This is a genomic window from Furfurilactobacillus sp. W61-4 (assembly GCF_057545565.1).
This window is the reverse complement of sequence record NZ_BAAJNZ010000003.1, coordinates 275869-299352: the sequence shown is the minus strand read 5'-3', so window position 1 is coordinate 299352 and position 23484 is coordinate 275869. Positions and strand designations below refer to the sequence as shown.

The 23484-nt window shown below is 43.8% G+C and carries 21 protein-coding genes; 6 read left to right on the top strand and 15 right to left on the bottom strand.

What is annotated here, in order from left to right:
* Positions 1 to 352 precede the first annotated feature (352 nt).
* The 14 genes from AC27FN_RS05630 to dnaA all read right to left on the bottom strand — a co-directional run bounded on the left by AC27FN_RS05630 (position 353) and on the right by dnaA (position 16913).
* Positions 353 to 1546 (bottom strand): MDR family MFS transporter, encoded by a 1194-nt coding sequence (locus tag AC27FN_RS05630; RefSeq protein WP_487167031.1) that lies wholly within the window; start codon positions 1544 to 1546, stop codon positions 353 to 355.
* A 77-nt stretch (positions 1547 to 1623) separates the two neighbouring features.
* On the bottom strand, positions 1624 to 3006 hold the full coding sequence (gene dnaB, locus AC27FN_RS05625; RefSeq protein WP_487167030.1) for a replicative DNA helicase: 1383 nt from the start codon (positions 3004 to 3006) through the stop codon (positions 1624 to 1626).
* An 80-nt stretch (positions 3007 to 3086) separates the two neighbouring features.
* Entirely contained in the window at positions 3087 to 3539 is a 453-nt protein-coding gene (rplI, locus tag AC27FN_RS05620; protein ID WP_487167029.1) for a 50S ribosomal protein L9, read from the bottom strand.
* A gap of 4 nt (positions 3540 to 3543) precedes the next feature.
* On the bottom strand, positions 3544 to 5571 hold the full coding sequence (locus AC27FN_RS05615) for a DHH family phosphoesterase (RefSeq protein WP_487167028.1): 2028 nt from the start codon (positions 5569 to 5571) through the stop codon (positions 3544 to 3546).
* A 204-nt stretch (positions 5572 to 5775) separates the two neighbouring features.
* Positions 5776 to 6018 (bottom strand): 30S ribosomal protein S18, encoded by a 243-nt coding sequence (rpsR, locus tag AC27FN_RS05610; RefSeq protein WP_017262420.1) that lies wholly within the window; start codon positions 6016 to 6018, stop codon positions 5776 to 5778.
* Positions 6019 to 6043: 25 nt separating this feature from the next.
* Positions 6044 to 6580: a single-stranded DNA-binding protein gene (ssb, locus tag AC27FN_RS05605; protein WP_487167027.1), complete on the bottom strand. Its 537-nt coding sequence runs from the start codon at positions 6578 to 6580 to the stop codon at positions 6044 to 6046.
* A 42-nt stretch (positions 6581 to 6622) separates the two neighbouring features.
* Complete coding sequence (gene rpsF / locus AC27FN_RS05600) at positions 6623 to 6919, bottom strand: 30S ribosomal protein S6 (RefSeq protein ID WP_487167026.1); 297 nt, start codon at positions 6917 to 6919, stop codon at positions 6623 to 6625.
* A 235-nt stretch (positions 6920 to 7154) separates the two neighbouring features.
* The gene (locus AC27FN_RS05595; RefSeq protein WP_487167025.1) at positions 7155 to 7484 is read right to left on the bottom strand and encodes a heavy metal-binding domain-containing protein; all 330 of its coding nucleotides are present in this window, start codon (positions 7482 to 7484) and stop codon (positions 7155 to 7157) included.
* Positions 7485 to 7640: 156 nt separating this feature from the next.
* A complete protein-coding gene (gene gyrA, locus AC27FN_RS05590; protein ID WP_487167024.1) occupies positions 7641 to 10226 on the bottom strand; it encodes a DNA gyrase subunit A in 2586 nt (861 codons plus the stop codon).
* Positions 10227 to 10408: 182 nt separating this feature from the next.
* Complete coding sequence (gene gyrB, locus AC27FN_RS05585; protein ID WP_487167023.1) at positions 10409 to 12436, bottom strand: DNA topoisomerase (ATP-hydrolyzing) subunit B; 2028 nt, start codon at positions 12434 to 12436, stop codon at positions 10409 to 10411.
* A 34-nt stretch (positions 12437 to 12470) separates the two neighbouring features.
* Positions 12471 to 13598, bottom strand: a complete 1128-nt coding sequence (recF, locus tag AC27FN_RS05580) for a DNA replication/repair protein RecF (RefSeq protein WP_487167022.1) — start codon at positions 13596 to 13598, stop codon at positions 12471 to 12473.
* The gene (gene yaaA / locus AC27FN_RS05575; RefSeq protein ID WP_487167021.1) at positions 13598 to 13858 is read right to left on the bottom strand and encodes a S4 domain-containing protein YaaA; all 261 of its coding nucleotides are present in this window, start codon (positions 13856 to 13858) and stop codon (positions 13598 to 13600) included. Before yaaA ends, recF begins: the two co-directional genes overlap by 1 nt.
* Before the next feature lie 350 nt (positions 13859 to 14208).
* On the bottom strand, positions 14209 to 15348 hold the full coding sequence (gene dnaN / locus AC27FN_RS05570; RefSeq protein ID WP_487167020.1) for a DNA polymerase III subunit beta: 1140 nt from the start codon (positions 15346 to 15348) through the stop codon (positions 14209 to 14211).
* A 224-nt stretch (positions 15349 to 15572) separates the two neighbouring features.
* Positions 15573 to 16913: a chromosomal replication initiator protein DnaA gene (gene dnaA / locus AC27FN_RS05565; RefSeq protein ID WP_487167019.1), complete on the bottom strand. Its 1341-nt coding sequence runs from the start codon at positions 16911 to 16913 to the stop codon at positions 15573 to 15575.
* A 631-nt stretch (positions 16914 to 17544) separates the two neighbouring features.
* Here dnaA and rpmH point away from each other — a divergent pair.
* The 3 genes from rpmH to AC27FN_RS05550 all read left to right on the top strand — a co-directional run bounded on the left by rpmH (position 17545) and on the right by AC27FN_RS05550 (position 18988).
* A complete protein-coding gene (rpmH, locus tag AC27FN_RS05560) occupies positions 17545 to 17679 on the top strand; it encodes a 50S ribosomal protein L34 (protein ID WP_002828338.1) in 135 nt (44 codons plus the stop codon).
* Positions 17680 to 17757: 78 nt separating this feature from the next.
* The gene (gene rnpA / locus AC27FN_RS05555) at positions 17758 to 18102 is read left to right on the top strand and encodes a ribonuclease P protein component (RefSeq protein ID WP_487167018.1); all 345 of its coding nucleotides are present in this window, start codon (positions 17758 to 17760) and stop codon (positions 18100 to 18102) included.
* Between the two features lie 34 nt (positions 18103 to 18136).
* Entirely contained in the window at positions 18137 to 18988 is an 852-nt protein-coding gene (locus AC27FN_RS05550) for a YidC/Oxa1 family membrane protein insertase (RefSeq protein ID WP_487167017.1), read from the top strand.
* Positions 18989 to 19088: 100 nt separating this feature from the next.
* Here the strand turns inward: AC27FN_RS05550 and AC27FN_RS05545 are convergent, their stop codons facing one another.
* Positions 19089 to 19562 carry a MarR family winged helix-turn-helix transcriptional regulator gene (locus AC27FN_RS05545; protein WP_487167016.1) on the bottom strand — a complete coding sequence of 158 codons (474 nt, stop codon included), beginning with the start codon at positions 19560 to 19562 and terminating at the stop codon, positions 19089 to 19091.
* Positions 19563 to 19921: 359 nt separating this feature from the next.
* On the opposite strand from AC27FN_RS05545, the gene AC27FN_RS05540 reads away from it, so the two are divergent.
* The 3 genes from AC27FN_RS05540 (at position 19922) to jag (ending at position 23264) form a co-directional block, all read left to right on the top strand.
* Positions 19922 to 21055, top strand: coding sequence for a TMEM175 family protein (locus AC27FN_RS05540; RefSeq protein ID WP_487167015.1), 1134 nt, complete (start codon positions 19922 to 19924; stop codon positions 21053 to 21055).
* Positions 21056 to 21083: 28 nt separating this feature from the next.
* A complete protein-coding gene (coaBC, locus tag AC27FN_RS05535) occupies positions 21084 to 22295 on the top strand; it encodes a bifunctional phosphopantothenoylcysteine decarboxylase/phosphopantothenate--cysteine ligase CoaBC (RefSeq protein WP_487167014.1) in 1212 nt (403 codons plus the stop codon).
* 72 nt (positions 22296 to 22367) lie between these two features.
* Positions 22368 to 23264: an RNA-binding cell elongation regulator Jag/EloR gene (jag, locus tag AC27FN_RS05530; RefSeq protein WP_487167013.1), complete on the top strand. Its 897-nt coding sequence runs from the start codon at positions 22368 to 22370 to the stop codon at positions 23262 to 23264.
* Positions 23265 to 23484 lie beyond the last annotated feature (220 nt).

Below are 23484 nucleotides of genomic sequence, written 5' to 3'. Positions count from 1 at the left end.
TCACTCCTTCGCATAATGTATCTCCCCCCAGATATGTTAAGACTCTCTCTAGAATGATGACTGACCTAGGATTCCCCGATCCTAGGTCAGTTTTTTTATGGTTATGTCTTAATTCTCAAAATCGGCGGGTTAGGAACCGTTATTGCGAGCCTCACAATTGGTACTTTTAGTGGTGACTCAATGCGTATGTATGGACAGCGCGTATGACATTTAACCGAGAACAAAAAGGCCCTTATTTCAAAGCAAATCATAGCTTCAAAATAAGGGCCTTTAATTGAGGGGTACTTTACCTGAATATTACGCCTAATTGGAGATGTTAATTCCAATTCTACGCTTTGTTTCATGTGAAACATTAATACCTAACCGTTTTGGCATAAAATGTTCGCCGAACAATAATGACTAACCCTAAAATCACCGCCACTGCAATCGCCGCAAATCCAAACATAAATTTATACGACGTCGCATCGATTAAAATTCCACCTAATAATGGACCTAGCGCTCGTCCGGCAGATGCAGCTGCGTTGACCGATCCTTGGTACTTTCCCTTTACCGCCAACGGTGTTAACTGATTGACTAAAGCCGGAATAGCTGGGAACGCGGTTGCTTCGCCCAAAGTTAATACCGCCATTGCTAAAACAAAACCACCATACTGTTTAACAAAAAGCAAAATGATAAACGAAACAACCACCGCTGCAATCCCAGGAATAATTTGATAGTATGGATTGCGAATTCGATCCCCAAGGACATTTACCCCCATCTGGAAAACCAAAATGAGTGCTGCGTTGATCGTCCATAAAAAGCTATACTTCGTCAATGGAATTCCTTGATCGGTCATATAAACGGCCATGTTAGATACCCATTGTTCGTACATGATCCAAATCACGATCAACGAGATAAACAGTGTCCAGATCACAATTAAATTCGGTTTAGCTAGCTTAACCGACGCCTGGGCCTGATCACGGTGTTGTACATGATGGCTGATTGTCGGGACATTGAATTGAAACAACACGATGAAGAAATACAAAAAGTACATTGCGGCCGTGATCATGAAAAGGTACTGGACCCCATGCTGGTAAACAAAGCCCACCATCATCGTGCCAAAGACCGTCCCTAGATTCTGCATGAAATAAATCATGTTGAAAACATAACGGCCATCACGACTTTTAATCGTGGTACCTAAAGAATTAATCAGGGTAATTAAGAGACCACTGCCAAATCCCATAAAGACTAACCCGATTGGAAAGGCCGGCCACCCATGCCAAAAGATCAAGAAGGCGGTAGCTAGAAATTCATATATCGTGACAATCAAAGTTAGTCGATAAGCATTTACCCGATCAAAAAGCCAACCGCCTAAATAAGCACCGATGATGCTAGCCGTTGAATTCAATAATAGGACAATTCCGACCATGGTCAGTGACTCATGAAGCGCGTCGTGAATATAAATCGTCGTTAAGGGCCAGATGAAACTCTGCCCCATATTATTTAATAAACCGGCAACTAGTAACCACGGTAGTTTAATTTCTTTACCGTTTGTCTTTGTTTGCATAGGTCCCCTCCTCCCCGATTATTTCCCTGGAAATATGCAGCCTACAGGCGGCTAGCTAAAATCATGTGATACCGATATTAACCAGGCGCATTATAAGCAATATTAGAAAATTTATTATATGACTTCACGAACAATAGCTTAACCGTTCCTCGTGCCCCGGAACGGTTCTTTTCAATGATGACTTCAACTTCACCAACATTCTGATCTTCGTCATCCCGTGGATCACTATTACTATCTTCATCATCGTTATCCCGTTGATAGTAGTCATCACGGTATAAAAAGGCGACAATATCGGCATCCTGTTCGATTGAGCCTGATTCACGAATATCAGATAAAACAGGCCGCTTATCTTGTCGTTGCTCCAAGCCACGTGACAATTGTGATAACGCAATGACGGGAACACTAAGTTCTTTAGCTAATTTTTTTAACTGTCGGGAAATTTCGGAAACTTCTTGCTGACGGTTTTCTTTATTTCCGCCTTCGATTAGTTGCAAGTAATCAATAACAATTAGCCCCAGATCATGCTCCTTAGCTAATCGTCGACATTTCGCGCTAATTTCGGCCATTCGATTTCCAGGCGTATCATCAATAAACACGCTAGTCTTGGACAATGCCCCCATGGCAACCACTAAATTTTGCCACTCATCATCGGTTAATTGACCCGTTCGCAAATGATTGGCATCAATACTACCTTCCGAACACAACATCCGGTTCACTAAGGATTCGGCACCCATTTCAAGGCTAAACAATGCGACGGTTTTGTTGGTCTTCGTGGCGACGTTTTCTGCAATATTCAACACAAAGGCCGTCTTACCAACCCCTGGTCTGGCCGCCAAGATGATTAACTCATCATCATGGAATCCGGTCGTCATTTTATCCAATTCATGAAAACCGGTCGCTAAACCAGTAATCTCGTCACCATGTTTTGCCAGTTCATTGACGGTGTTCATAGCTTGATTCAAAACTTCGGCAATCGGTTTAAAACCACCACTCGTCCGGTCATCTGACACCTTCATGATCTCAGACTCAGCATTTTCCAGTAATGTAGCAACATCGTCGTCTTCATTATAAGAATGCGTCACGATATCCGTGGCGGTTTTGATTAGACGACGTAATACTGCCTTTTCACGAACAATTTGCGCGTAGTAACCCACATTAGCCGCGGTGGGTACCGCTTGAGCCAATTCTGCGATATAGGCCACACCACCGACATCATCCAACTGTCCATTTGCAGTCAAGGCCTCGTTGACAGTGACAGCATCCACGACAGTGTTGTTATTATTTAAATCCACCATAGTTTGGAAAATAATCTGATGGGCGCGCCGATAAAAATCTTCCGGTTGTAAATATTCGGCTGCTTCTGAATAGGCATCATTACTTAGAAATACTGCTCCTAAAACAGCCTGTTCAGCTTCAATATTTTGGGGCGGGGTTTGCTCCCGCAAATCTACATTATCCATGCTTTCTCCGGTCTAATAACACGACTTTAAGACAATGACCGTACTATTTCCCAGGAAATAGTACGGTCAAGATTGCGCCATTATTGTGATACGACGTGAACTCGAATCTTAGCCGTTACTTGGCTGTGCAACTTAACGGGGACGTTTGTGTACCCCAGGACTCGAATTGGTTCTGGTAGTTCAATCTTATGTTTATCCAGTTTTATCTGAAATTGTTGGTTCAACGCTTGGGCAATCTGTTTAGATGGGATGGAACCAAACAACCGACTGTCGGCACCAGCCTTGGCTTTAATTTCCACGACCGTCTCATCTGCTTCTAACTGTGATTTAAGCGCTTGTGCGTGGGCAAGCTCAGTCGCCTCTTCACGTGCTTCGGCACGTTGCTGCCCTTTTAGCTGGCTTAAAGCAGCTGCTGTTGCGGCTTTGGCTTTACCTGATTTAATCAAAAAGTTCTGAGCATAACCATCTGGAACATCTTTCACTTCACCACGCTTGCCTCGTCCACGTACATCTTCAGTAAAAATAACTTTCATTGTCTTACTCCTTTGCTTCAGTAGGATTGTCGTCCGTTTGATTAATTAACAAGTCAACTAGTGTCTGCCGAACGTCACTAACACTTTGATTTTCAATTTGAGTCGCCGCATTCTGCAGATGTCCGCCACCACCCATTTGTTCCATAATGACTTGCACGTTCACTTCGCCCGTTGATCGAGCTGACACACCAACCCGACCATCACCTCGTTGTGTAATGACAAAAGACGCATCGATTCCCGACATACTCAATAACGAATCCGCGGCTTGAGCTGCGGTAACCGAGTCATATGGGCGATTGTCTTCACCAGCAATCAACGCCATGTTGTCGTTGATCAACTCAACTCGACTGATTAAGTGATTTCGTTCCATATAACTATCGGGATTTTCTTTATTAAATTGAGCAATTAATTCGGCATCGGCACCGGCAGACCGTAAATAGCTAGCAGCGTCAAATGTCCGTGTCCCTGTATGATCTGTGAAGTGTTTGGTGTCAATTTCGATCCCGGAGAGCATCGCTGTTGCTTCAATCCGATTAATAGAATTAGCTTCTTGTGGCTGATACTCTAACATTTCGGTAATCAGTTCACAAGTGGAACTTGCATAGGGTTCGATATAAACCAGCAACGGATTCTCTGGAAATTCTTCACCACGTCGATGATGGTCAATAATCACGGTCCGATTCTGGAGCGATTCGTAAATGCTACTTCCCATCGAAAGTGATGGTTTTGAATGATCGACCATGATCAACAAACTCTGATCCGTTGCACGATTAGCAGCATCGGCCGGCGTAATAATGGCATCTTGAATTTCAGAATCTTTTTCAATAACGGTTAACAGTCGCTGGATGTCAGAATGTGTTTGTTGCGCTTCATCAAGAATAATCCAACATTTTTTCCCGTTCATTTGCGCAATTCTTCGAATACCCAAACAAGCGCCTAGCGAGTCCATATCTGGTGATTGGTGACCAGCAACAAAGATCTGGTCAGACTGGCTGAAAAGCTCTTGTAAGGCCTGTGAGATCATCCGAGCACGAACCCGGGTTCGTTTTTCCATCGGGTTAGTCTTACCACCATAGAAGCGCGCCTCAGCATCTTCTGCCTTAACCACCACTTGATCACCACCACGGCCAAGCGCCAAGTCAAGATTGCTTTGCGATAAAGTGGCCAAACGATTCAAATCCTTCTGGCCGTATGCAATTCCCAGTGATAATGTTAATGGATAATTTTGCTTAGAGGTGGTTTCACGAATGGTGTCCAGTATTTTAAATTTATCCGTCTCTAATTGCTCTAAATCGCTTAGATGCCCCAAGATTAAATAACGATCTGAGTTTAATCGACGTAAATACATATTAAATGCTAATGTCCAGTCTGTTAACGTGCTGGTCACATAGTTTCTAAGCGTAGACACGTCTGAGTCATTCATACTTTGGGTGACTTCATCATAATTATCTAGCGAAATCATACCTAGAACTAATTGTTCATCATGGTAATCTCGTTCAATCTGGGCATAATGACTAACATCCATTAAATAAACGACATTTAGTTCCGGCTGTACCAACAGATAAAATTGTTTATCAGCCCATGTAATGGTTGTGTACGCACCATCTTTTTCATGTGTCTCAATGGCCTCTGCTAACTGACCACTCACTTCCGCAATTGTCTTACCTAATACGTCAATTTCCCCAAAATAAGTTTGTAAGTAGGGATTAATCCAAGAAATTCGCTGACGTTCATTAAAAATCAAGATTCCCATTGGCATCTCGATTAGTGCTTCTTGCTCGCCACGTTTGATGCGATAAGACAAGTCTGCGATAAATTCTTGAGTATCAATACTGATTTCCTGAAGCGTATTAAAAACTAGGACTAGCAAGACGACTACGATCACCAGCATGACTATGCCAAAAATCCAATTAAGGATGAATGCGATAATCACACTCAACAGGCCTAATGCGAAGCCATATCCCGCCACCCAGCGTAACCGTGTATTTTGCATAAAGACGGGTAGATGAAGTTTTGCAAATAATTGTCGCATAACGTCCGGTCCTTTCTGTATAAACTACTGATAGTAGTTTATCACACCTAGCCTGCGATAACTTGAAACACAAAAACTCAACGCATCACCGCGATTGGAATTACCGCTTATGAGTGCTTTTCCCATGTTTGAAATTAACTAACAGTACCATTCCTTGCGCACTAAAAAAGCAGCCCATCATGGACTGCTTTTCAATACGTTCAATTAGTCTTCAGCCACGAATGGAAGCAAGCCCATGATCCGTGAACGCTTAATTGCCACCGTCAAACGACGTTGGTTCTTAGCGGACGTCCCAGTTACTCGGCGAGGTAAAATCTTGCCTCGTTCTGAGATGAAGCGTTGCAATAATTCAGTGTCTTTGTAATCGATGTATTCGATGTGGTTTGCAGCGATAAAGTCTACCTTACGGCGACGACGGTTACCACCACGACGACGTTGATCTGCCATTGTCTAATCCTCCTAACGATTAAAATTAGAATGGAAGGTCATCGTCCGAGATATCGATACTTTCGCCATTACTGGCAAACGGATCGACAGGTTGAGCAGGCTGGTTGCTGGTTGGCGCATTGCTAACATTGCTTCCATTACCCCCACCGTTATTCCCGAACGGATTGGCACTTCCCGCTTGAGGAGCGTTGTTGGCAAAGTTGTCATTGTTATTCGTATTACTTGCTCGCTGTTCAGTTTGTGAACGGGATTCAAGTAACGCAAAGTTTTCAACGACCACTTCTGTGACGTACACGCGTTGGCCTTGTTGGTTTTCGTAATTTCGGGTTTGAATCCGACCTTCGATCCCCACCAAGGATCCTTTATGCGTAAAATTAGCAAAATTTTCTGCAGATTTCCGCCAAATAACACAGTTAATGAAGTCTGCTTCACGTTGCCCCTGTTGGTTAGTGAACTGACGGTCCACAGCCAATGTAAAGGTAGCGACAGCAGCACCTGATTGTGTGTAACGAACTTCAGGATCCCTAGTCAAACGACCAGTGAGAACTGCGCGATTGATCATAGTGAAGTGCTCCTCTCTGTAAAAGTTGAGTTTTACTGATTATTAAGCGTCACGTTTAACAATCATGTGACGCAAAATGCCATCGTTGATTTTAGCCAAACGATCAAATTCGTTTAAAGCTTCGGCTTGGTCAGTGGTTAGGTTAACAACGTGGTAAGTTCCTTCGTTGAAGCCTCCGATTTCGTACGCAAAGCGCCGAGTTGACCAGTCCTTTGAATCAGCAATTTGGGCACCGTTGTCCGTCAAGATTTTGTCGAAACGATCCACTAAGGCTTGCTTAGCTTCGCTGTCTAAATCAGGACGAATGATGTAAGTAATTTCATACTTAGTTGCTAACATCGACTGTCTACCTCCTTATGGTCTATTGACCCACTGTTATTCCAGTGGGTAAGGCGTCGTTCGTTAATTAAGACGAACGCTCACAAGCTAAAAGTATAGCATGCTGGAGCTTTAATAACAAGGTCCTTTGCCGGACACCTGAAGTTCGTTCACACAACTATACATACGCGGCTTCTCTATTTTTAAACGCCAGATCACAAAAAAACACCTTGCAAACAAGGCGTAATTTTCAACACTATTTAAATTTGACTGCCGTTCCATAAGCGGCAACTGTTTCCATATCTTGACTGATGGAATCCGAATCAAAGCGCATCATTACAACTGCGTCAGCACCCATGGCCTTAGCGTTATCGCGCAATCGACCAATAGCAATGTCCCGCGCTTCAGTCAACAGTTCTGTGTACGCCTTGATTTCGCCACCCACGATGTTCTTTAATCCAGCGCCAATATTCTTAACCACGTTTTTAGATTGACTGGTTAAGCCAAAGACTTCCCCAATCACTTCATACTCTTGTCCTGGAATGTGTTCTGTGGTCACAACCAATAGGTCTTTTGCTTCACTCATCTGATAACCCCCGTCTGAACTAAATTTTGATATAAGACCATTGTCGCCCAAACAACTTACAAAAGGCAATCAATACTATTTTTAAACTCAATTATAAAAATGGCTTCAGTTTAAAAACTGAAACCACTTTCTTTGGATAAACATGTTTAACAACTGCTATTCAGCATCCGGATCATCGGAATCATCGTTCTCTGCTCGTTGCAAAAGTTCCTTTACTTGTGCATCAGCATTGCCAGCAGGTTGATCGCCAGCTACCGGTCCCGTCACTGTACCTTCCGTTGCACCAGCATCGGTTTCATCTTCAGGCAACTCTGGTTCCACCTTTGCCATCGTGGCAACAGAAGCATCCTCATCAATCCGAATGAGATGAACCCCCAAGGTTGCCCGGCCAGTTTCGGACACACTATTAATGTTAAACCGAATCATGACACCCTTGTCAGTGACCAGCATGATGTCTTCAGTGCCATCAACAGTCGTTAGCCCAGCTAATGGGCCATTCTTTTTCGTCACATTAACGGTCTTAATCCCTTTACCACCGCGGCCTTTAATCGGGTACTCACTGGCTTTGGTCTGCTTCCCATAACCTTTTTCACTGATAACCAATACATGACTATCAGGACTTAATACGTCAGCACCAACAACAAAGTCATCATCACGTAGCCGAATCCCACGGACCCCGGCAGCTGACCGACCCATGTCACGAACCGTTGTTTCCGCAAATGAGACTGCATAGCCCGCATGGGTACCGATAATCATGTTCTGGCTACCATCGGTAATCGACACATTCATGACTTCATCATCATCATGTAGCGTAATCGCCTTCAACCCGTTACTGCGAATATTACTAAATTCTGTCACCGCTGTGCGTTTGACGACCCCGTGAACCGTCGTAAAGAACAAATAATTCTTGCTTTCGCTCGGGTCTCCAGTGACATTGATCACTGCCTGAATGCGTTCACCACCATCAATCCCTAACAGATTGATCACGGGGATTCCTTTGGCCGTCCGACCATATTCAGGAATTTCGTAGCCCTTCATCGTATAAACTTTACCGGTGTTGGTAAACAGTAATAGACGATCATGGGTTGAAGTGGAAATCAAATGCTCAATAAAGTCATCATCATGCACATTCATGCCTTGAATACCACGACCACCACGATGTTGCGATTTAAATTCAGTCGTTGGTAGGCGCTTAATATAGCCCTTGTGCGTCAAAGTGACGATGACGTCTTCTTGTTCAATAAGATCTTCATCTTCGATGCTCGAAATGTCACCAACTTGTAGTTCTGTCCGTCGTGCATCGCCAAATTTGTTTTGAACCTCTAATAATTCCTGATAAATGATTTCATTAATCCGTGATTCATGAGCCAAAATATCCTGATAATCAGCAATGTCTTTCATCAAGGCATTGTATTCATCCTCAATTTTACCCCGTTCCAAACCGGTTAACCGAACCAACCGCATATCCAAAATGGCTTGTGCCTGTTTATCGGAAAGTGAGTAGTTCTCCATCAATTGCGTTTTAGCAATATCAGCTGTTTGAGAATTACGAATGATCGAAATAATCGCATCGATGTGATCTAATGCAATCCGCAAACCTTCCAAAATATGAGCTCGCGCTTGCGCACGTTTTAGATCAAATTCAGTCCGCCGCCGGATCACACTTTCTTGATGGCGTAAGTAATCAATCAAAATTTGCTTTAAGCCCAGCACTTTTGGTGTGCCGTCCTCAATCGCCAACATGTTAAAGCTAAAGGACGTTTGCAACATCGTCATCTTATACAAGTTATTTAAAACTACCGATGCCGACATATCTCGGCGAACATCAATTACCACCCGCAATCCTTCACGGTCGGATTCGTCATTGATATCAGTGATTCCTTCAATTCGTTTGTCGCGGGCTAATTCAGCAATATGTTCAATGAGGCGAGCCTTATTAACCATATAGGGCAATTCCGTCACAATGATGCGTTCTTTACCGTTCTTAGCTGTTTCAATATCGACTTTAGAACGGACCGTGATGGAACCTTTTCCGGTCTCATAGGCCTTGCGAATGCCTGCTTTCCCCATGACGATTGCACCAGTTGGGAAGTCTGGTCCCGGAATGGCTTCCATCAAGTCAGCAGTCGTCGCTTCCGGATTATTCATCAGGATGTGAATCCCCTTGATAACTTCAGATAAGTTATGCGGTGGAATACTGGTTGCCATCCCCACGGCAATCCCTGAGGTCCCATTCACCAACAGATTGGGAAAACGAGCCGGCAAAACGGTTGGTTCCCGTTCTGTGCCATCATAGTTATCTTGAAAATCAATGGTGTCTTTGTTGATGTCTCGCAACATTTCTAGCGCGATTTTGCTCATTCGAACTTCAGTGTACCGCATGGCTGCGGCACCATCGCCGTCCACCGACCCAAAGTTCCCATGACCATCAACCAACATGTACCGATAACTGAAATCTTGTGCCATGCGAACCATTGACTCATACACAGCGCTATCCCCATGGGGGTGATACTTACCTAACACGTCTCCCACAATTCTGGCGGACTTTTTGTAAGGCTTGTCTGGCGTGTTGCCCAGTTCATGCATATCATACAAAATTCGCCGATGAACTGGTTTCATCCCATCACGCACATCTGGCAACGCCCGTGCCACAATGACGGACATGGCGTAGTCCAAAAATGATGTCCGCATCGTTTGCGACAGATTGACGTCGGTAATGCGACTCGGTAAATCTTCGCTCATTTTGCAACTCCTTTAATCTCAGTGTGACACAATGTGCCCTGAAGCTGAGCACTAACAAAATCAGCGGGATTGACGTTCTTGGTCAATGGCGATGATTAAGTTAGGCGCAGGCTTCAGCATTGTGGAACACGACAACAATCTCAGTGTGACACAATGCGTCTTGAAGCCGTACACACTAAATGCTAAGCATCCAAATTTTCAACAAATTTCGCGTTGGCTTCGATAAATTCGCGCCGTGGTGCGACCTTGTCACCCATTAGCATCGTAAAAATTTGGTCAGCTTCAATGGCATCTTGTAGATCAACACGCAGTAAGCGACGTTTTTCTGGATCCATTGTCGTTTCCCATAATTGTTCAGCGTCCATTTCACCTAGCCCTTTGTACCGTTGAATGGTTGGTTTTGGCGAAGGTGGTAATTGGCCTAAAATCGTGTTCAATTCCTCGTCTGAATCGATGTAGCGCATCATTTTACCTTGGGCCACTCGATAAAGCGGTGGCTGAGCAATGTACACGTAGCCAGCATCGATCATTGGTCGCATAAACCGATAGAACAAAGTTAACAACAAGATACGAATATGAGCGCCATCCACATCGGCATCGGTCATGATAATTAATTTATGATAATTCGCTTTAGAAATATCAAAATCTTCACCAAATCCAGTGCCTAACGCAGTAAACAAGGACCGAATTTCCTCATTCGCCAACACCCGATCCAAACTGGCTTTTTCAACGTTAAGGATCTTCCCACGAATTGGCAAAATCGCTTGAGTTAACCGTGAACGTCCCTGTTTAGCTGAGCCACCGGCAGAATCCCCTTCGACAATAAATAATTCTGAAATTGCCGGATCCTTCGATGTGTTATCAGCCAATTTACCAGGAAGATTCGAGATTTCTAGTCCCGACTTCTTCCGCGTTACTTCCCGCGCCCGTTTAGCCGCAACTCGTGCCTTAGAAGCCAGAATTCCCTTATCGACAATCTTTCTAGCCGTATCGGGATTTTCCATCATAAACCGACTAAACGTGTCACTGAATAGATGATCTGTCGCAGTTCGTGCATCCGAATTACCAAGCTTAGTCTTGGTTTGCCCCTCAAATTGCGGATCAGGATGTTTAATTGAGACAACGGCGGTTAAACCTTCACGTACATCATCACCAGATAAAGGATCATCATTATCTTTTAATTGCCCACTCTTATGCCCGTAATCGTTAATGACCCGGGTCAGTGCCGATTTAAATCCGGTCTCGTGGGTCCCGCCTTCGTACGTGTGAATATTGTTCGTAAACGTCAGCAAGTTGCTGTGGAAGTCATCGGTATATTGCAAACTGACTTCGACAACAATGCCCTTTTGGGTGCCTTCAACATAGACTGGATCGTTAAATAAGACATCTTTACCTTTGTCCAAATACTCGACATACTGTTTAATGCCACCTTCATAGTGAAAGGCCGCAAACGTGGCTTCTTCAGGCCGTTTGTCTTCAATTGTGATCTTCAACCCTTTATTCAAAAAGGCTAGTTCACGAATACGCGTCGTTAAAATTTTAATATCATAAGTTGTCGTTTCACGGAAAATATCGTCGTCGGGTTTAAAGTGCACAATCGTCCCGTGCGCGTGAGGGTCTGCCTCACCGATCACTTTCATTGGCGTTTTGACGCGCCCCGTGGCGAAGTCCATGTAATACACTTTACCGTTCCGCATTACTCGAACGTCGAGTTCTGATGACAACGCGTTAACTACCGAGGCACCAACCCCGTGCAAACCACCAGAAACTTTATAACCGCCACCGCCGAACTTACCGCCGGCATGCAGGATCGTGAAAACAGTCTCTAACGCTGGTTTACCAGTCTTCTTTTGAATATCAACTGGAATGCCCCGGCCATTATCTGTGACGGTAATGGAATTATCTTTTTCCACGACCACGTTGATTTCATTTGCAAAACCAGCTAAGGCCTCGTCGATACCATTATCAACAATTTCCCATACCAGATGATGGAGTCCTTGCGACGTGGTGGTCCCGATATACATCCCAGGACGTTTACGGACGGCTTCGAGTCCTTCTAAAACTTGAATCTGATCCGCGTTATACTGACCAGCTTCTGCTTCTCGAGTCGCAGCATCCCCTGACGCAACTTTTGAGGCCTGATCGGCTTCCGCCTGCTCAGCTTGCTCACGTTGTGCCTGTGTTAATTGCTGTTCGTTATCTTCAGCCACGTTCATTCCTCCTGTCATTCTTCCAACTACTCAATCAAGCTTCCGATGAATCCGGCCGTAATTGCCCACCACTGACGTTAAAGACAGTCGGTGGATTAATTAGTTTTCGTGTAATTCCACTGAGCGACGTCGTGGTTAAAAACGTCTGCACGCGATCTTGAATAGACCGCAGTAGATGCGTTTGCCGGGCATCGTCAAGTTCACTCAACACATCGTCTAATAACAACACTGGATACTCACCAGTGATCGCCTTCATCAGGTCAATTTCGGCTAGCTTTACAGATAGCGCCGTTGTTCGCTGTTGTCCCTGAGAGCCAAATGTTTGAACATTTTTTCCGTTCACTAAAAAGTGTAAATCATCGCGATGGGGGCCAATCAGCGTTGTGCCTTGTTCAATTTCCTTTTGTTGCTGCCGTTCAAAAGCCGTTTGGTAGGCCTGATACAAACTCTCAACGGAGGCCTCAGGCGTCGCCTTGATTTGATTAATATAGTCAAATGTCAACTCTTCACGTGCTTGAGAAATTACCTCATGTACGCCTTGCGCCCACTTTTCCAACTGCTTGAGAAACGTCAACCGCGCAACAACTAATTCAGCCCCAAAAGCTGCCAACTGATCACTTAAAACGCCAAGAAAGACCAAATCTTTTGCCTGTTTCCGCTGTAATTGCCGCAAATAATTGTTTCGCTGGCGCAGGATGGTCCGATATTGCCCTGCATTGTAAAGATACTTAGGACTCATCTGGCCAAACTCTTGGTCGATAAAATGACGACGAATCGAGGGTGAACCCTTGACTAACGCTAGATCCTCCGGAGCAAATAAGATCACATTAAGTTGACCAATGTATCCCGATAATCGCGCCTGTTCGAGATGATTAACCTTGGCTTTTTTCCCTTTTTTGCTAAAGGTGAGTTCTAAGGGCGTGGTCGTATTGGCTTTTCGGACGCGACCAGCTACCAATGCCTCGTCAGCTTGCCAACCAATTAGATCGCGATCATTAGCGGTTCGATGCGACCGCGTCAATGCCAATACATAGATTGCCTCTAATAAGTTCGTCTTTCCTTGCGCGTTTTCCCCTAGTAAGATGTTAACTCCTTGATCAAAGTCTACATCGAGGGTCGAATAATTACGAAAATCCTTCAGATGCAAACTTTCTAAGTACATTACGCATCCTTTTCTGAAGTTGTGTTCGCTTGATTTTGTCGTATAAAAAATAGCCCTACATCCGGGACATCAACTGAATCGCCAGGATATAACTTTCGTCCCCGTCGATCATCCGGTTCACCGTTAATGGCAACCGCATGATCTTTGAGATACCACTTTGCCTGACCGCCGGAATCGATAACCGATTCCTCTTTCAATAATTGTCCCAAAGTAATGAAGGCTGTCTTGATTAATACTTCTTTTTTCACAATCAACACCATCCTTACTTACAGTAAATATTATACCGGTTTCAATAGTGAAAAACAATCGATAAACCATTTTTAACGGCCTAGCGTTCGTTTTAAGGGTTTTTAAATACTCGATACTGCCCATCCCCTAAAATCCCTCAGAGGCGATTTCAGACGTTAATAACTCGATGATCTTTTATCACCACCACTGAATGGTGATAAAGGGATTGTGATGTAAGTAGATGCGAGACGAACTTTGCTCCAATAGCTAGCCCCAAACTCCTACCAATTCCAGCCAACGAAAATAGCACTGCTTCCTAAAAGATCGGGAAACAGTGCTATTTATGTTGGTACTCGTTGGCAATCAACTAATTCAATTGAAGTTAGAATGTTCGAACAGGCGTGATGAGTTGAATAAAGTTATCGCCATCTTCACTTGGAACTAACGTAAATGGTCGCAAAGCAGATGTGAAGCTCAGCTTAATTTGCGATTGACCAAAAGATCGTAACGCATCTTTTAAGTAGTCAGGGTTAAATGAGATTTCCAAATCATTACCAGCTAATGTGACCACTGACAAGTTTTCTTCAACCGCCCCAACATCAGGCGAGTTACCAAAAATTGTGGCTAAATTTTCATTCGCTTTCAACGTCAGTTTAACGACATTATTACGACTTTCATGTGACAGTAACGAAGCACGCTCAATTGCTGATAGTAGCGAAGGAGCTGTAATCTCCATTGTCGTTTCTGATTCGCTTGGAATCAACCGTGACGTATCTGGGTAATTCCCCTCTAGTAAACGAGAATAAAACGCTGTGTCACCTAACATAAAGAGGACTTGATTCTCTGATAACCGCATTTTAACATCTTGGCTATCTTCGTTAATCATTCTGGATAATTCAACCAGCGACTTACCAGGAATAATCACATCGTGCGTCTCGGCGGCAGCTTCTGGCAAAGTAACTTTCCGTTGACTTAGTCGATGGGAATCAGTGGCAACTGCTGTAAATTGATCACCGTTAAGTGTGAAGTGAACCCCAGTTAAGATCGGACGACTCTCTTGATTAGAGACAGCAATAACCGTGGTATTGATGATATCTCGAAAAACATCGCCAGCCAGATTAACTTCATCAGTACCATCAATTTCTGGTAAATGCGGATACCCATTCGCATCTAAGCCATTGATTGTAAATGCTGCTGCACCAGATGTGATATTAGCTTGAAAACCTTCTTTAACGGAGATGGTCATCGTCGCTTCAGGCAGTCGTTTGACAATTTCACTAAAGAAGCGGGCTGATAACACAATTTGCCCAGGTTCTTCAACGGTTAATTCCGTGGCATCGTCATCACCACGTAACGTGGTTTCAATGGAAATGTCAGTATCCGAACCGGTAAAGATAATTTCGTGATCGGTCACAACTAATTTTAATCCGGTAAGAATCGGAATTGTCGTCTTCGTTGAAATGGCTCGTGAAACATCATTGAGTTTTTTAATGAACTGTTGTCGATTGACTGTAAATTTCATTTCAGTGCCCCCAAGTGATTATGTAAATGTTGGGGCAAAGCCCCATTACTTAATTTAATTATAAAGACAGTAGTAGTAGTAGAGCATGTGGAAGCTGTGGAAAACTAAAAGGTGACTGATGAACCCGAGTTTTCCCCATGTGGATAACTCGAGGAAAACAACCTACTCTTTTGCCGGCTTTTCCACAGCCAAGTCAAAGCTCAACTTTAATCATACGCTAGTTGTTAACGCCGTTGTATCTCAATTTTAAGCTGTTGGATATTTTCAGATAACTTTGGATCAGATGTTAACGCGTCCGCAATCTTATCACAAGAGTGTAATACCGTCGTATGATCCTTGCCACCAAAGGCCTTGCCGATTTTTGGTAAGGATGAATTGGTCAGCTCACGAGCTAAGTACATGGCAATTTGACGGGGAACCACAATTTCTTTCATCCGTTTTTTACCTTTTAAGTCGATGACATTAACATCGAAGTAGGCAGCAACCTTTTGTTGAATCAATTCAATCGTCAAGGTTGGTTTGTTTTCTAGATTCAAACTCTTCAAAGCTTTATGAACCAAGTCTTCATCAATCTCATGATGCTGTAGCTTCGAATAAGCCTGAACGCGGGCCAAAGCGCCTTCTAATTCACGCACATTACTATTCACCTGACTGGCAATAATACTTAGTGCGTCATCGGGGATTTGGATCTGCTCACGATCAGCCTTATTACGCAAAATGGCAATTCGCGTTTCCAAATCGGGCGCCGTGATATCAACAGATAGCCCCCATTTAAAACGACTGACTAAACGATCTTGCAGCTTGGGAATGTCATTTGGCAAACGATCGGAGGTAAGTACGATTTGCTTACTGTTGTTATATAACTGCTCAAACGTATGGAAAAACTCTTCTTGGGTTCCTTCTTTATCAGCAAAGAATTGAATGTCATCTACTAATAAGAGGTCGACATATCGGTACTTTTGGCGGAACTGTTCTTGGGTCTTGTCACGAATGGACATCACCATATCATTGGTAAATTCCTCACTAGTGACATACATGACGTTGGTGTTAGGATTTACAGCAATCATGGCATGGCCAATGGCTTGCATCAGATGGGTTTTGCCTAAGCCAACACCGCCATATAAAAACAATGGATTGTAGAGAGTCCCAGGTTCTTCAGAGACTGCTTGGGCAGCCGCATTGGCCATTTCGTTTCCTTTACCAATAATGAAGGCATCGAAGGTGTACTTATCATTAAGCGAGTTTTGTCGCTTGGCCGTGGTGGTCGGAACCGGTCTAGGGGCCATGGTGGTTGCGGGTTCTGGCGTAGTCGGCACTTGACCGGCAATAATGTATTCAGGTTCCAATTCCGCCTGAAAGTCAGAATACGCAAATTCAACGAGCTTTGGTGTTAAAGTGCGTTCCCAGTAGTCTTTATGTAGTTGTGAGGGAACTTGTAGGCGAAAATGCGGTGCCTGAAATGAGATCGGCTCAGCCGATGCAACCCATGTTTTGTAGGTTACGGAAGAAAGATCAGCTTGAAAGCTTTTTTTCAAACCGGCCCATAATGTATCTTTGTCAACCACAACGATGCCTCCTAAATAATAATGTCAGACGGAATAAACTTGAATTGTGAAAGCCGTCTGACTAATTCGCCTAAATCAAAATCTGCAGAATCAACTTTAGCATGAAGAAAACAAGTTTTCCACAGGCAAGGAGAGGTAAATCAAAAATGTTCCACAGACAAGGGGATTAGTTTTCCACAGGAACGGGAATTCAACGAATTTCGTCTCTGTGAAACAAGTTTTCCACCGGTAATTGTGATTAAAAAGAGCTGAGAGTAAAGGCCTCGTAAAAGTTATCCACAAACGAAAACGGACATGTGGATAACTTTAATAACAGCCTGTTATTTCGTGGATTCACCTGTCGATATCTGGTGTTTTGGTCAAAATACGGTCATAGTTTTCCCTAAACTTGTGGAAGGGGGTGTGGATAACTTCGATAAGTTAATCAACGGTTTTTTAAAATCGAGATCGTTAAAACAAAAATTCATTGTTTTCAAGCGCGGTTGTCTATGATATTATGTTTAAGAATTGCACGAGTTATTTCGTGCGCTAATTTTTGAATTAGGTCAGTCAGCAAGAACGCTGGATATCCGAGTGGGTCGTCCCGCAGGTATCTGTGGCATGACGATCCCATAAAGGAGGTGCAAATCACATGAAAAGAACTTACCAACCAAAGAAACGTCACCGCGAGCGTGTTCACGGTTTCCGGAAACGGATGAGCACAAGTAACGGCCGTAAGGTGTTAGCACGTCGGCGCCAAAAGGGCAGAAAAGTATTATCTGCATAAAAACAGGCCACTGAGTTATTCAGTGACCTTTTTTATTTTTAACTGACTGGATTTCAGGCATGGAGGAGATGAGGACGCGTGAGAAAGTCTTACCGGATTAAAAAGGAAAGTGAATTTCAAACGGTCTTTGAAACCAGAAATTCCGTGGCTAACCGGCAATTTGTTATCTATACTTTAGCTAAGCCACAACAGCCGCATTTTCGAGTGGGAATTTCGGTTGGGAAGAAAATTGGTAACGCCGTTCACCGTAACTGGGTTAAACGACGCATTCGTCAGTCATTATTGGAGTTAAAACCAATGTTGCGTCAAGATGTTGATTTCTTAGTGATTGCTAGACCATCTGCCGATGGACTATCGATGGCAGATACGAAACGAAATTTAGTTCATGCATTACGGTTGGCCAAATTACTGGCTGCTGAGTAAAAACCATTAGACTTTAAAAGATGAGGAAAACATCGTGAAACAACGCGAACATCGAGCCAGTAAAAAGAGCCGCCGCGGACTAGCATTAACGTTAATTGCCACGGCCAGTTTGTTTCTAGCAGCGTGTGGGAAACAAGCGATTACAAGTCACAGCACTGGCTTTTGGGATCATACGATCCTGTATAATATGAGTCAATTTATTATCTGGCTGAGTAAATTCGGTGGCTATGGGATGGGGATCATTTGGATCACCTTAATCATCCGAATTATCATCTTGCCGTTAATGATTTATCAAACGCGCTCCATGCGGAAGATGCAAGAAATTCAGCCACAAATATCCGCATTACAGAAGAAATATTCTTCTCGTGATGCTGCAACGCAACAAAAACTGCAGGAAGAAACGCGGAAATTATATGCAGAAGTTGGCTATAATCCTGTTTCAGGCTGTTTACCAATGTTAGTGCAGTTGCCAGTTATCTGGGCGTTGTATCAAGCAATTTATCGGACTGAAGTATTAAAGACGGGGAACTTCTTGTGGATGCACTTAGGTGATCGCGACCCATACTTCATTTTGCCGATTTTAGCGGCATTATTCACTTGGGTTAGTTCTTGGTTGAGTGTTAAGAGTCAGCCGGAGACCAACTCAATGAACGCAGTCATGGTCTGGGGGATGCCGGTGATTATCTTCTTTACCGCCTTGTCAGTGCCAACTGCGCTATCGTTATACTGGGTGATTTCAAATGCGTTCCAAGCAGGACAGACATTATTAATTCAAAATCCTTGGCAAATTAATCGTGAGCGTGCTGAGAAGCAAGCCGCTAAAAAAGCACAAGAGCAAGCGCGGCAACGAGCAATTAAAAAAGCCCGTCGTTCACGGCGACGGTAATGAGAATCTCTAAGCATTAAAAAAACAGCCTTACTCCAAAAAATGGAGCGGGGCTGTTTTTTTGCTCAGGTATTACCTGAACCATGAGCTACTGACATAATTAAATATCTTTGAGGTATCCATTAATGGTGTTGAGAAGGAAGTCAATGTTTGACTCAAGATTGTCAACATTCTCTCGAGGAAAGACGGTTAGAATTTGCTTGGCCAATTCTTGCAACCGTGCATACCAAGCATCGAAGATTTCAGTTCCCTTTGGCAAAAGCGTTAAATTATGCACGCGCCGATCGGTTAAATCTTCAGATTGTTGCACCAATTCAAGGCGCATCAATGCGGTAATCCGGGTGGATAATAAAGGACTAGAGATTCTGAACATCCGACTTAATTTTGAGGATGTAATATTTGGTTCGAGACCAATTTCAGTGATTAGTAAAATATCGCGAAGACTGAGTTTAGTTAAATCTGCGGCGCCCACGTTAACTTTTTGCAGGGCATAAATGTCGGTTAAATGACCATGAATAAGTAACGTCGTCAGCCGGTCAATGTCTGCTTGTGAAGGTTGAACTGTTTTTGCCAATAGAATTGCACTCCTAACTTTTTATGAAAATTCACTAGAAATTATAAAAAATAAAAGTATTTTAGCATCACGTTGGTTAAAGAATAGCCGCTGATTATTAATAGTTCAAGACGACTAGCCTTACAAACGTGTGACAAGAACAAATATTATCACATTTGACCGTTCAATGGGAATAATTTTCTATTTTGAACCTAAAACGGAACAACTGATTAGCGGCATGGACGTTTTCGCCGGCGATTTGTCTATGGGGCAATTTAATTTTGAATGATTGATAATAAATACAAATGATTTTCAGTAGTTTTGTTGGTGAATTGCACGTACACTTATGATGGAAGAAACATCAAATGGAGATGCTTAGTATGAATAAAGCACGCTTCAGTGCATTCTCTGACGCCATCATTGCCATTGAGGTCACCTTGCTCGTTTTAGAAATTAGCGCACCAACTAAACCAACGTTCACGGCAATATTTGCGCAGACGGGCCTTATCGCTGCGTATGTGGTTAGCTTTGGGTTAATTTTTGTGACTTGGTATAATCATCATAACTTAATTAATTTAGCTCAATTGATTGATACTCGGGTCTATTTTGCCAATACCCTATGGATTTTTAGTATGTCCTTGTTACCGTTAGCGACGGTGTGGGTCGGTCGATATCCGAGTCACTTTTTGCCTGAATTTAGCTATTTATTCATTTCGCTAATCTGGTTGTCAACATACAATTTATTGGTTTTTGCGCTCGCACGAACTAATCCCAAGCAAAAGGAGGCGCTCTATCGTGTTGGTGGTGCAACCCGCGGTTTAATCAGCTTTCATTATTTAGTCGTTCTACTTAGCATGGTACTCTGCTTTTGGTCACCATTCTTTGGTATTGGCGGAATCTTGTTATTAACGGTAAGTTCGGTTATTCCTCATTTGAGCCGACTTGGTCCAGCTATCACCATGAATCGTGAGCGATTATTGGGGTTTACTGACGGCATTATTGCGATTATTGTGACTTTAATCGTGTTGCAAATTGCCATACCGAATGGTACAAACTTAGCCGCACTGTTGGCGCAACGAAGTAAATTTCTAGCTTACGTGATTAGTTTTACGTTTATCATGGTCGTTTGGTATACCCACCATGAATTGTTCAACAACACCAAGCGTATTACGACGCAGCTTTATTGGGACAATGTTCTCTGGTTGTTGTGGCTCAGCTTTTTCCCCTGGGTAACATCGTTTGTTGGTTCATTTCCCAATGCGCGGTTGAGTGAATGGCTGTATGTTGGGGTTCAGTTACTGTGGTCGCTAAGCTATACAAAAATGGTTCACGATTTTCAACGAACGAGTTCCGACGCACCATTTACCGGCAAACAATCAGGCTATCATGCCTGGACCTTGTACGCGGGTTTGACGATCGCGTTAATTGGAATCTACTTTTTGCCAGTGTCTGGATTAATTATCACTGTTTTACTCGCCCTCAGTAGTCTGGTACGAGCTTGGCGTGCGAAATGAATCATCAGGTTTATACGGAGGAAACAAGATGTTAAAGGATCAACAGATTGCTGTCTATATTACTGGTGGAATTGCTGTCTATAAAGCGGCGACGGTTGTTCGAGGGTTAATTAAACAAGGCGCTAAGGTGAGAGTCGCAATGACCCAAAGTGCTACTGAATTTGTCACGCCCCAAACCTTTGCCGTTTTGACCAAGCAGCGGGTATTGGTTGACTTATTTGACCAGGCGACCAATCAATTGGTACCGCATATCGAATTAGCCGATTGGTCAGATTTAGCCGTTGTCGTTCCCGCGACGGCTAACGTTTTAGCTAAATTAGCTAATGGCATCGCTGATGACGCGGTGACGGCCGCCTTGTTAGCCACTACTGCACCGAAATTAGTTTTCCCGGCAATGAATGAACATATGTGGCAGGCACCCGTAACACAGCGAAACTTAGCACAGTTGCGCCAGGATGGCGTGATCATTATGGAACCTGCTGTGGGGATGCTGGCAGAAGGATACGCCGGTCGTGGCCGATTACCTGACCCAGCGGCGATTGTTGATTTTATCCGCTACCAAGTTGCTTTAAAGACTGGTCAATTACAGGGCCGGACGGTATTGGTGACTGCTGGTGGGACTAAAGAGCGGCTGGATCCTGTTCGTTATATCAGCAATGATTCTTCCGGAAAAATGGGTTATGCACTAGCAAGCGCCGCAGCCGATCAGGGAGCAAAAGTTATTTTGGTCAGTACGGTCCATGATCGAGCGATTCCTGCAGGTGTAACATTAGTGCCGGTAGAAAGTGCGCAAGAGATGTTAACGGCGATTCAACAGCAATTTTCGACATTAGATGTGATTGTTATGGCAGCAGCAGTGGCCGACTTTCGCCCAGCAACTGTCGCCGAACAAAAGATCAAAAAAACGACAGACAATGACCAGATGACCTTGTCATTAATTAAAAATCCGGACATTTTGAAAACATTAGCCGGTCAGCGTAAACAACAGGTGATGGTTGGCTTTGCAGCTGAGACACAGCAATTAATCGAAAATGCCACGCACAAGTTAACTGAGAAACAGTTAGCGATGTTGGTAGCTAATGATGTTTCAAAAAAAGATCGTGGGTTTAATGCAGATACAAACGAGGTGACAATTTTACGTCCTCACCAAGCACCGGAATCGTTACCGATGATGAGTAAAACTGCTTTGGCGGAAGCTTTGATTGAGCGAATTTTACCTTTATTACCTGTAAAAAAATGATTTTTCGCAGTTTCATTCGTCGTCCATGCTACAATAAACTCAAGTTTTTGGTTGAGACTTGGAGGGATTACCGTGACGCAGTATCAAGGAACAACAGTGGAAGAAGCTATCCAAAATGGCTTAAAAAAAATTCAAATTAGTCGGGAACAAGTCACGGTGACGGTGATTAGTGAACCAGTTCACGGTTGGTTTGGACGGCTGAAACAACCGGCAATTGTGGATTTGACGATTAAACCCATTCAAGTGACTAATTTAAATCAAAGCACTGGCATTCAAGAAGCAAGTGAGCTACCACAGCAGTCAGCAGCGGTCAGCGCCGCGCGACCACAGGCTAAGCGTCCAGTTCGTGAAGTCCTTCGACCGACCGATCCGGTAGTGACTAAGCGGACGGAAGAGTTAGAACGTGACGTGGATGCCCAAGCGGATGTTCGCCGGCGTGAAGGAGACCATCCACATCCAACGCACACAACATTGTCGCCAGCAGCAGTGCGGGAACGACAACGGCTAAACCAAGCAAAAGTGGATCAAAGTATGGAAGCATTGGCTAATTATTTGCTAACCTTGCTAGCTCAAATGGGTATTGAAGCTGAAGTGGATGCCGAAGCAGATCATCGAAGTGCTACCTTAACTTTTACCACGCAGCAAGAAGGTCTCTTGATCGGACGTCATGGACGAACGATCAATGCCCTGCAAGTTTTAGGAACCACGTTTATGCTACGTTTGGGACTGCAACATTTTGATTTGTTACTTGATGTGGCTGGTTATCGAGAACGACGGGCTAATACGCTAAGACGTTTGGCCGATAATACTGCGCGGGAGGTCATCGCAAGTGGTGAACCGGCTTTGCTCGATTCGATGCCAGCTTTTGAGCGTAAAGTGATTCATACTGAGTTAGCGCACCATGATTATGTGGTCACGAGTTCGCAAGGCCGCGAGCCACGACGAGCCGTTGTCATTTCGCCACGGTAGCAGGATTTAAGGTAAATGACGTCAAGTTCTGCTTACTGGCGTAAACGCGCTTGCCAGGCCTGAGTCCTGTGCACAACCAACAATCACTAACGGGTAAAACCCACCCGTCCATGATTGCCAGTTGTTGCTCGGACTCAAAACAGCCTGGCTCACGCTCTGTTCTAAAACAGAAGTAGTTGACAAATGGCAACGACGCTTTTAAGATGAACACATTCAAAAC

Excerpts from the sequence above, each read along its gene's own strand:
- gyrA (WP_487167024.1), bottom strand. The coding sequence starts at position 10,226 with ATGAGCGAAGATTTACCGAGTCGCATTACCGACGTCAATCTGTCGCAA.
- rplI (WP_487167029.1), bottom strand. The coding sequence starts at position 3,539 with ATGAAAGTTATTTTTACTGAAGATGTACGTGGACGAGGCAAGCGTGGT.
- coaBC (WP_487167014.1), top strand. The coding sequence starts at position 21,084 with ATGTTAAAGGATCAACAGATTGCTGTCTATATTACTGGTGGAATTGCT.
- AC27FN_RS05540 (WP_487167015.1), top strand. The coding sequence starts at position 19,922 with ATGAATAAAGCACGCTTCAGTGCATTCTCTGACGCCATCATTGCCATT.
- dnaB (WP_487167030.1), bottom strand. The coding sequence starts at position 3,006 with ATGGATAATGTAGATTTGCGGGAGCAAACCCCGCCCCAAAATATTGAA.
- yaaA (WP_487167021.1), bottom strand. The coding sequence starts at position 13,858 with ATGGTGTTGATTGTGAAAAAAGAAGTATTAATCAAGACAGCCTTCATT.
- recF (WP_487167022.1), bottom strand. The coding sequence starts at position 13,598 with ATGTACTTAGAAAGTTTGCATCTGAAGGATTTTCGTAATTATTCGACC.
- AC27FN_RS05630 (WP_487167031.1), bottom strand. The coding sequence starts at position 1,546 with ATGCAAACAAAGACAAACGGTAAAGAAATTAAACTACCGTGGTTACTA.
- rpsF (WP_487167026.1), bottom strand. The coding sequence starts at position 6,919 with ATGTTAGCAACTAAGTATGAAATTACTTACATCATTCGTCCTGATTTA.
- AC27FN_RS05615 (WP_487167028.1), bottom strand. The coding sequence starts at position 5,571 with ATGCGACAATTATTTGCAAAACTTCATCTACCCGTCTTTATGCAAAAT.
- rpmH (WP_002828338.1), top strand. The coding sequence starts at position 17,545 with ATGAAAAGAACTTACCAACCAAAGAAACGTCACCGCGAGCGTGTTCAC.
- ssb (WP_487167027.1), bottom strand. The coding sequence starts at position 6,580 with ATGATCAATCGCGCAGTTCTCACTGGTCGTTTGACTAGGGATCCTGAA.
- rpsR (WP_017262420.1), bottom strand. The coding sequence starts at position 6,018 with ATGGCAGATCAACGTCGTCGTGGTGGTAACCGTCGTCGCCGTAAGGTA.
- dnaN (WP_487167020.1), bottom strand. The coding sequence starts at position 15,348 with ATGAAATTTACAGTCAATCGACAACAGTTCATTAAAAAACTCAATGAT.
- AC27FN_RS05595 (WP_487167025.1), bottom strand. The coding sequence starts at position 7,484 with ATGAGTGAAGCAAAAGACCTATTGGTTGTGACCACAGAACACATTCCA.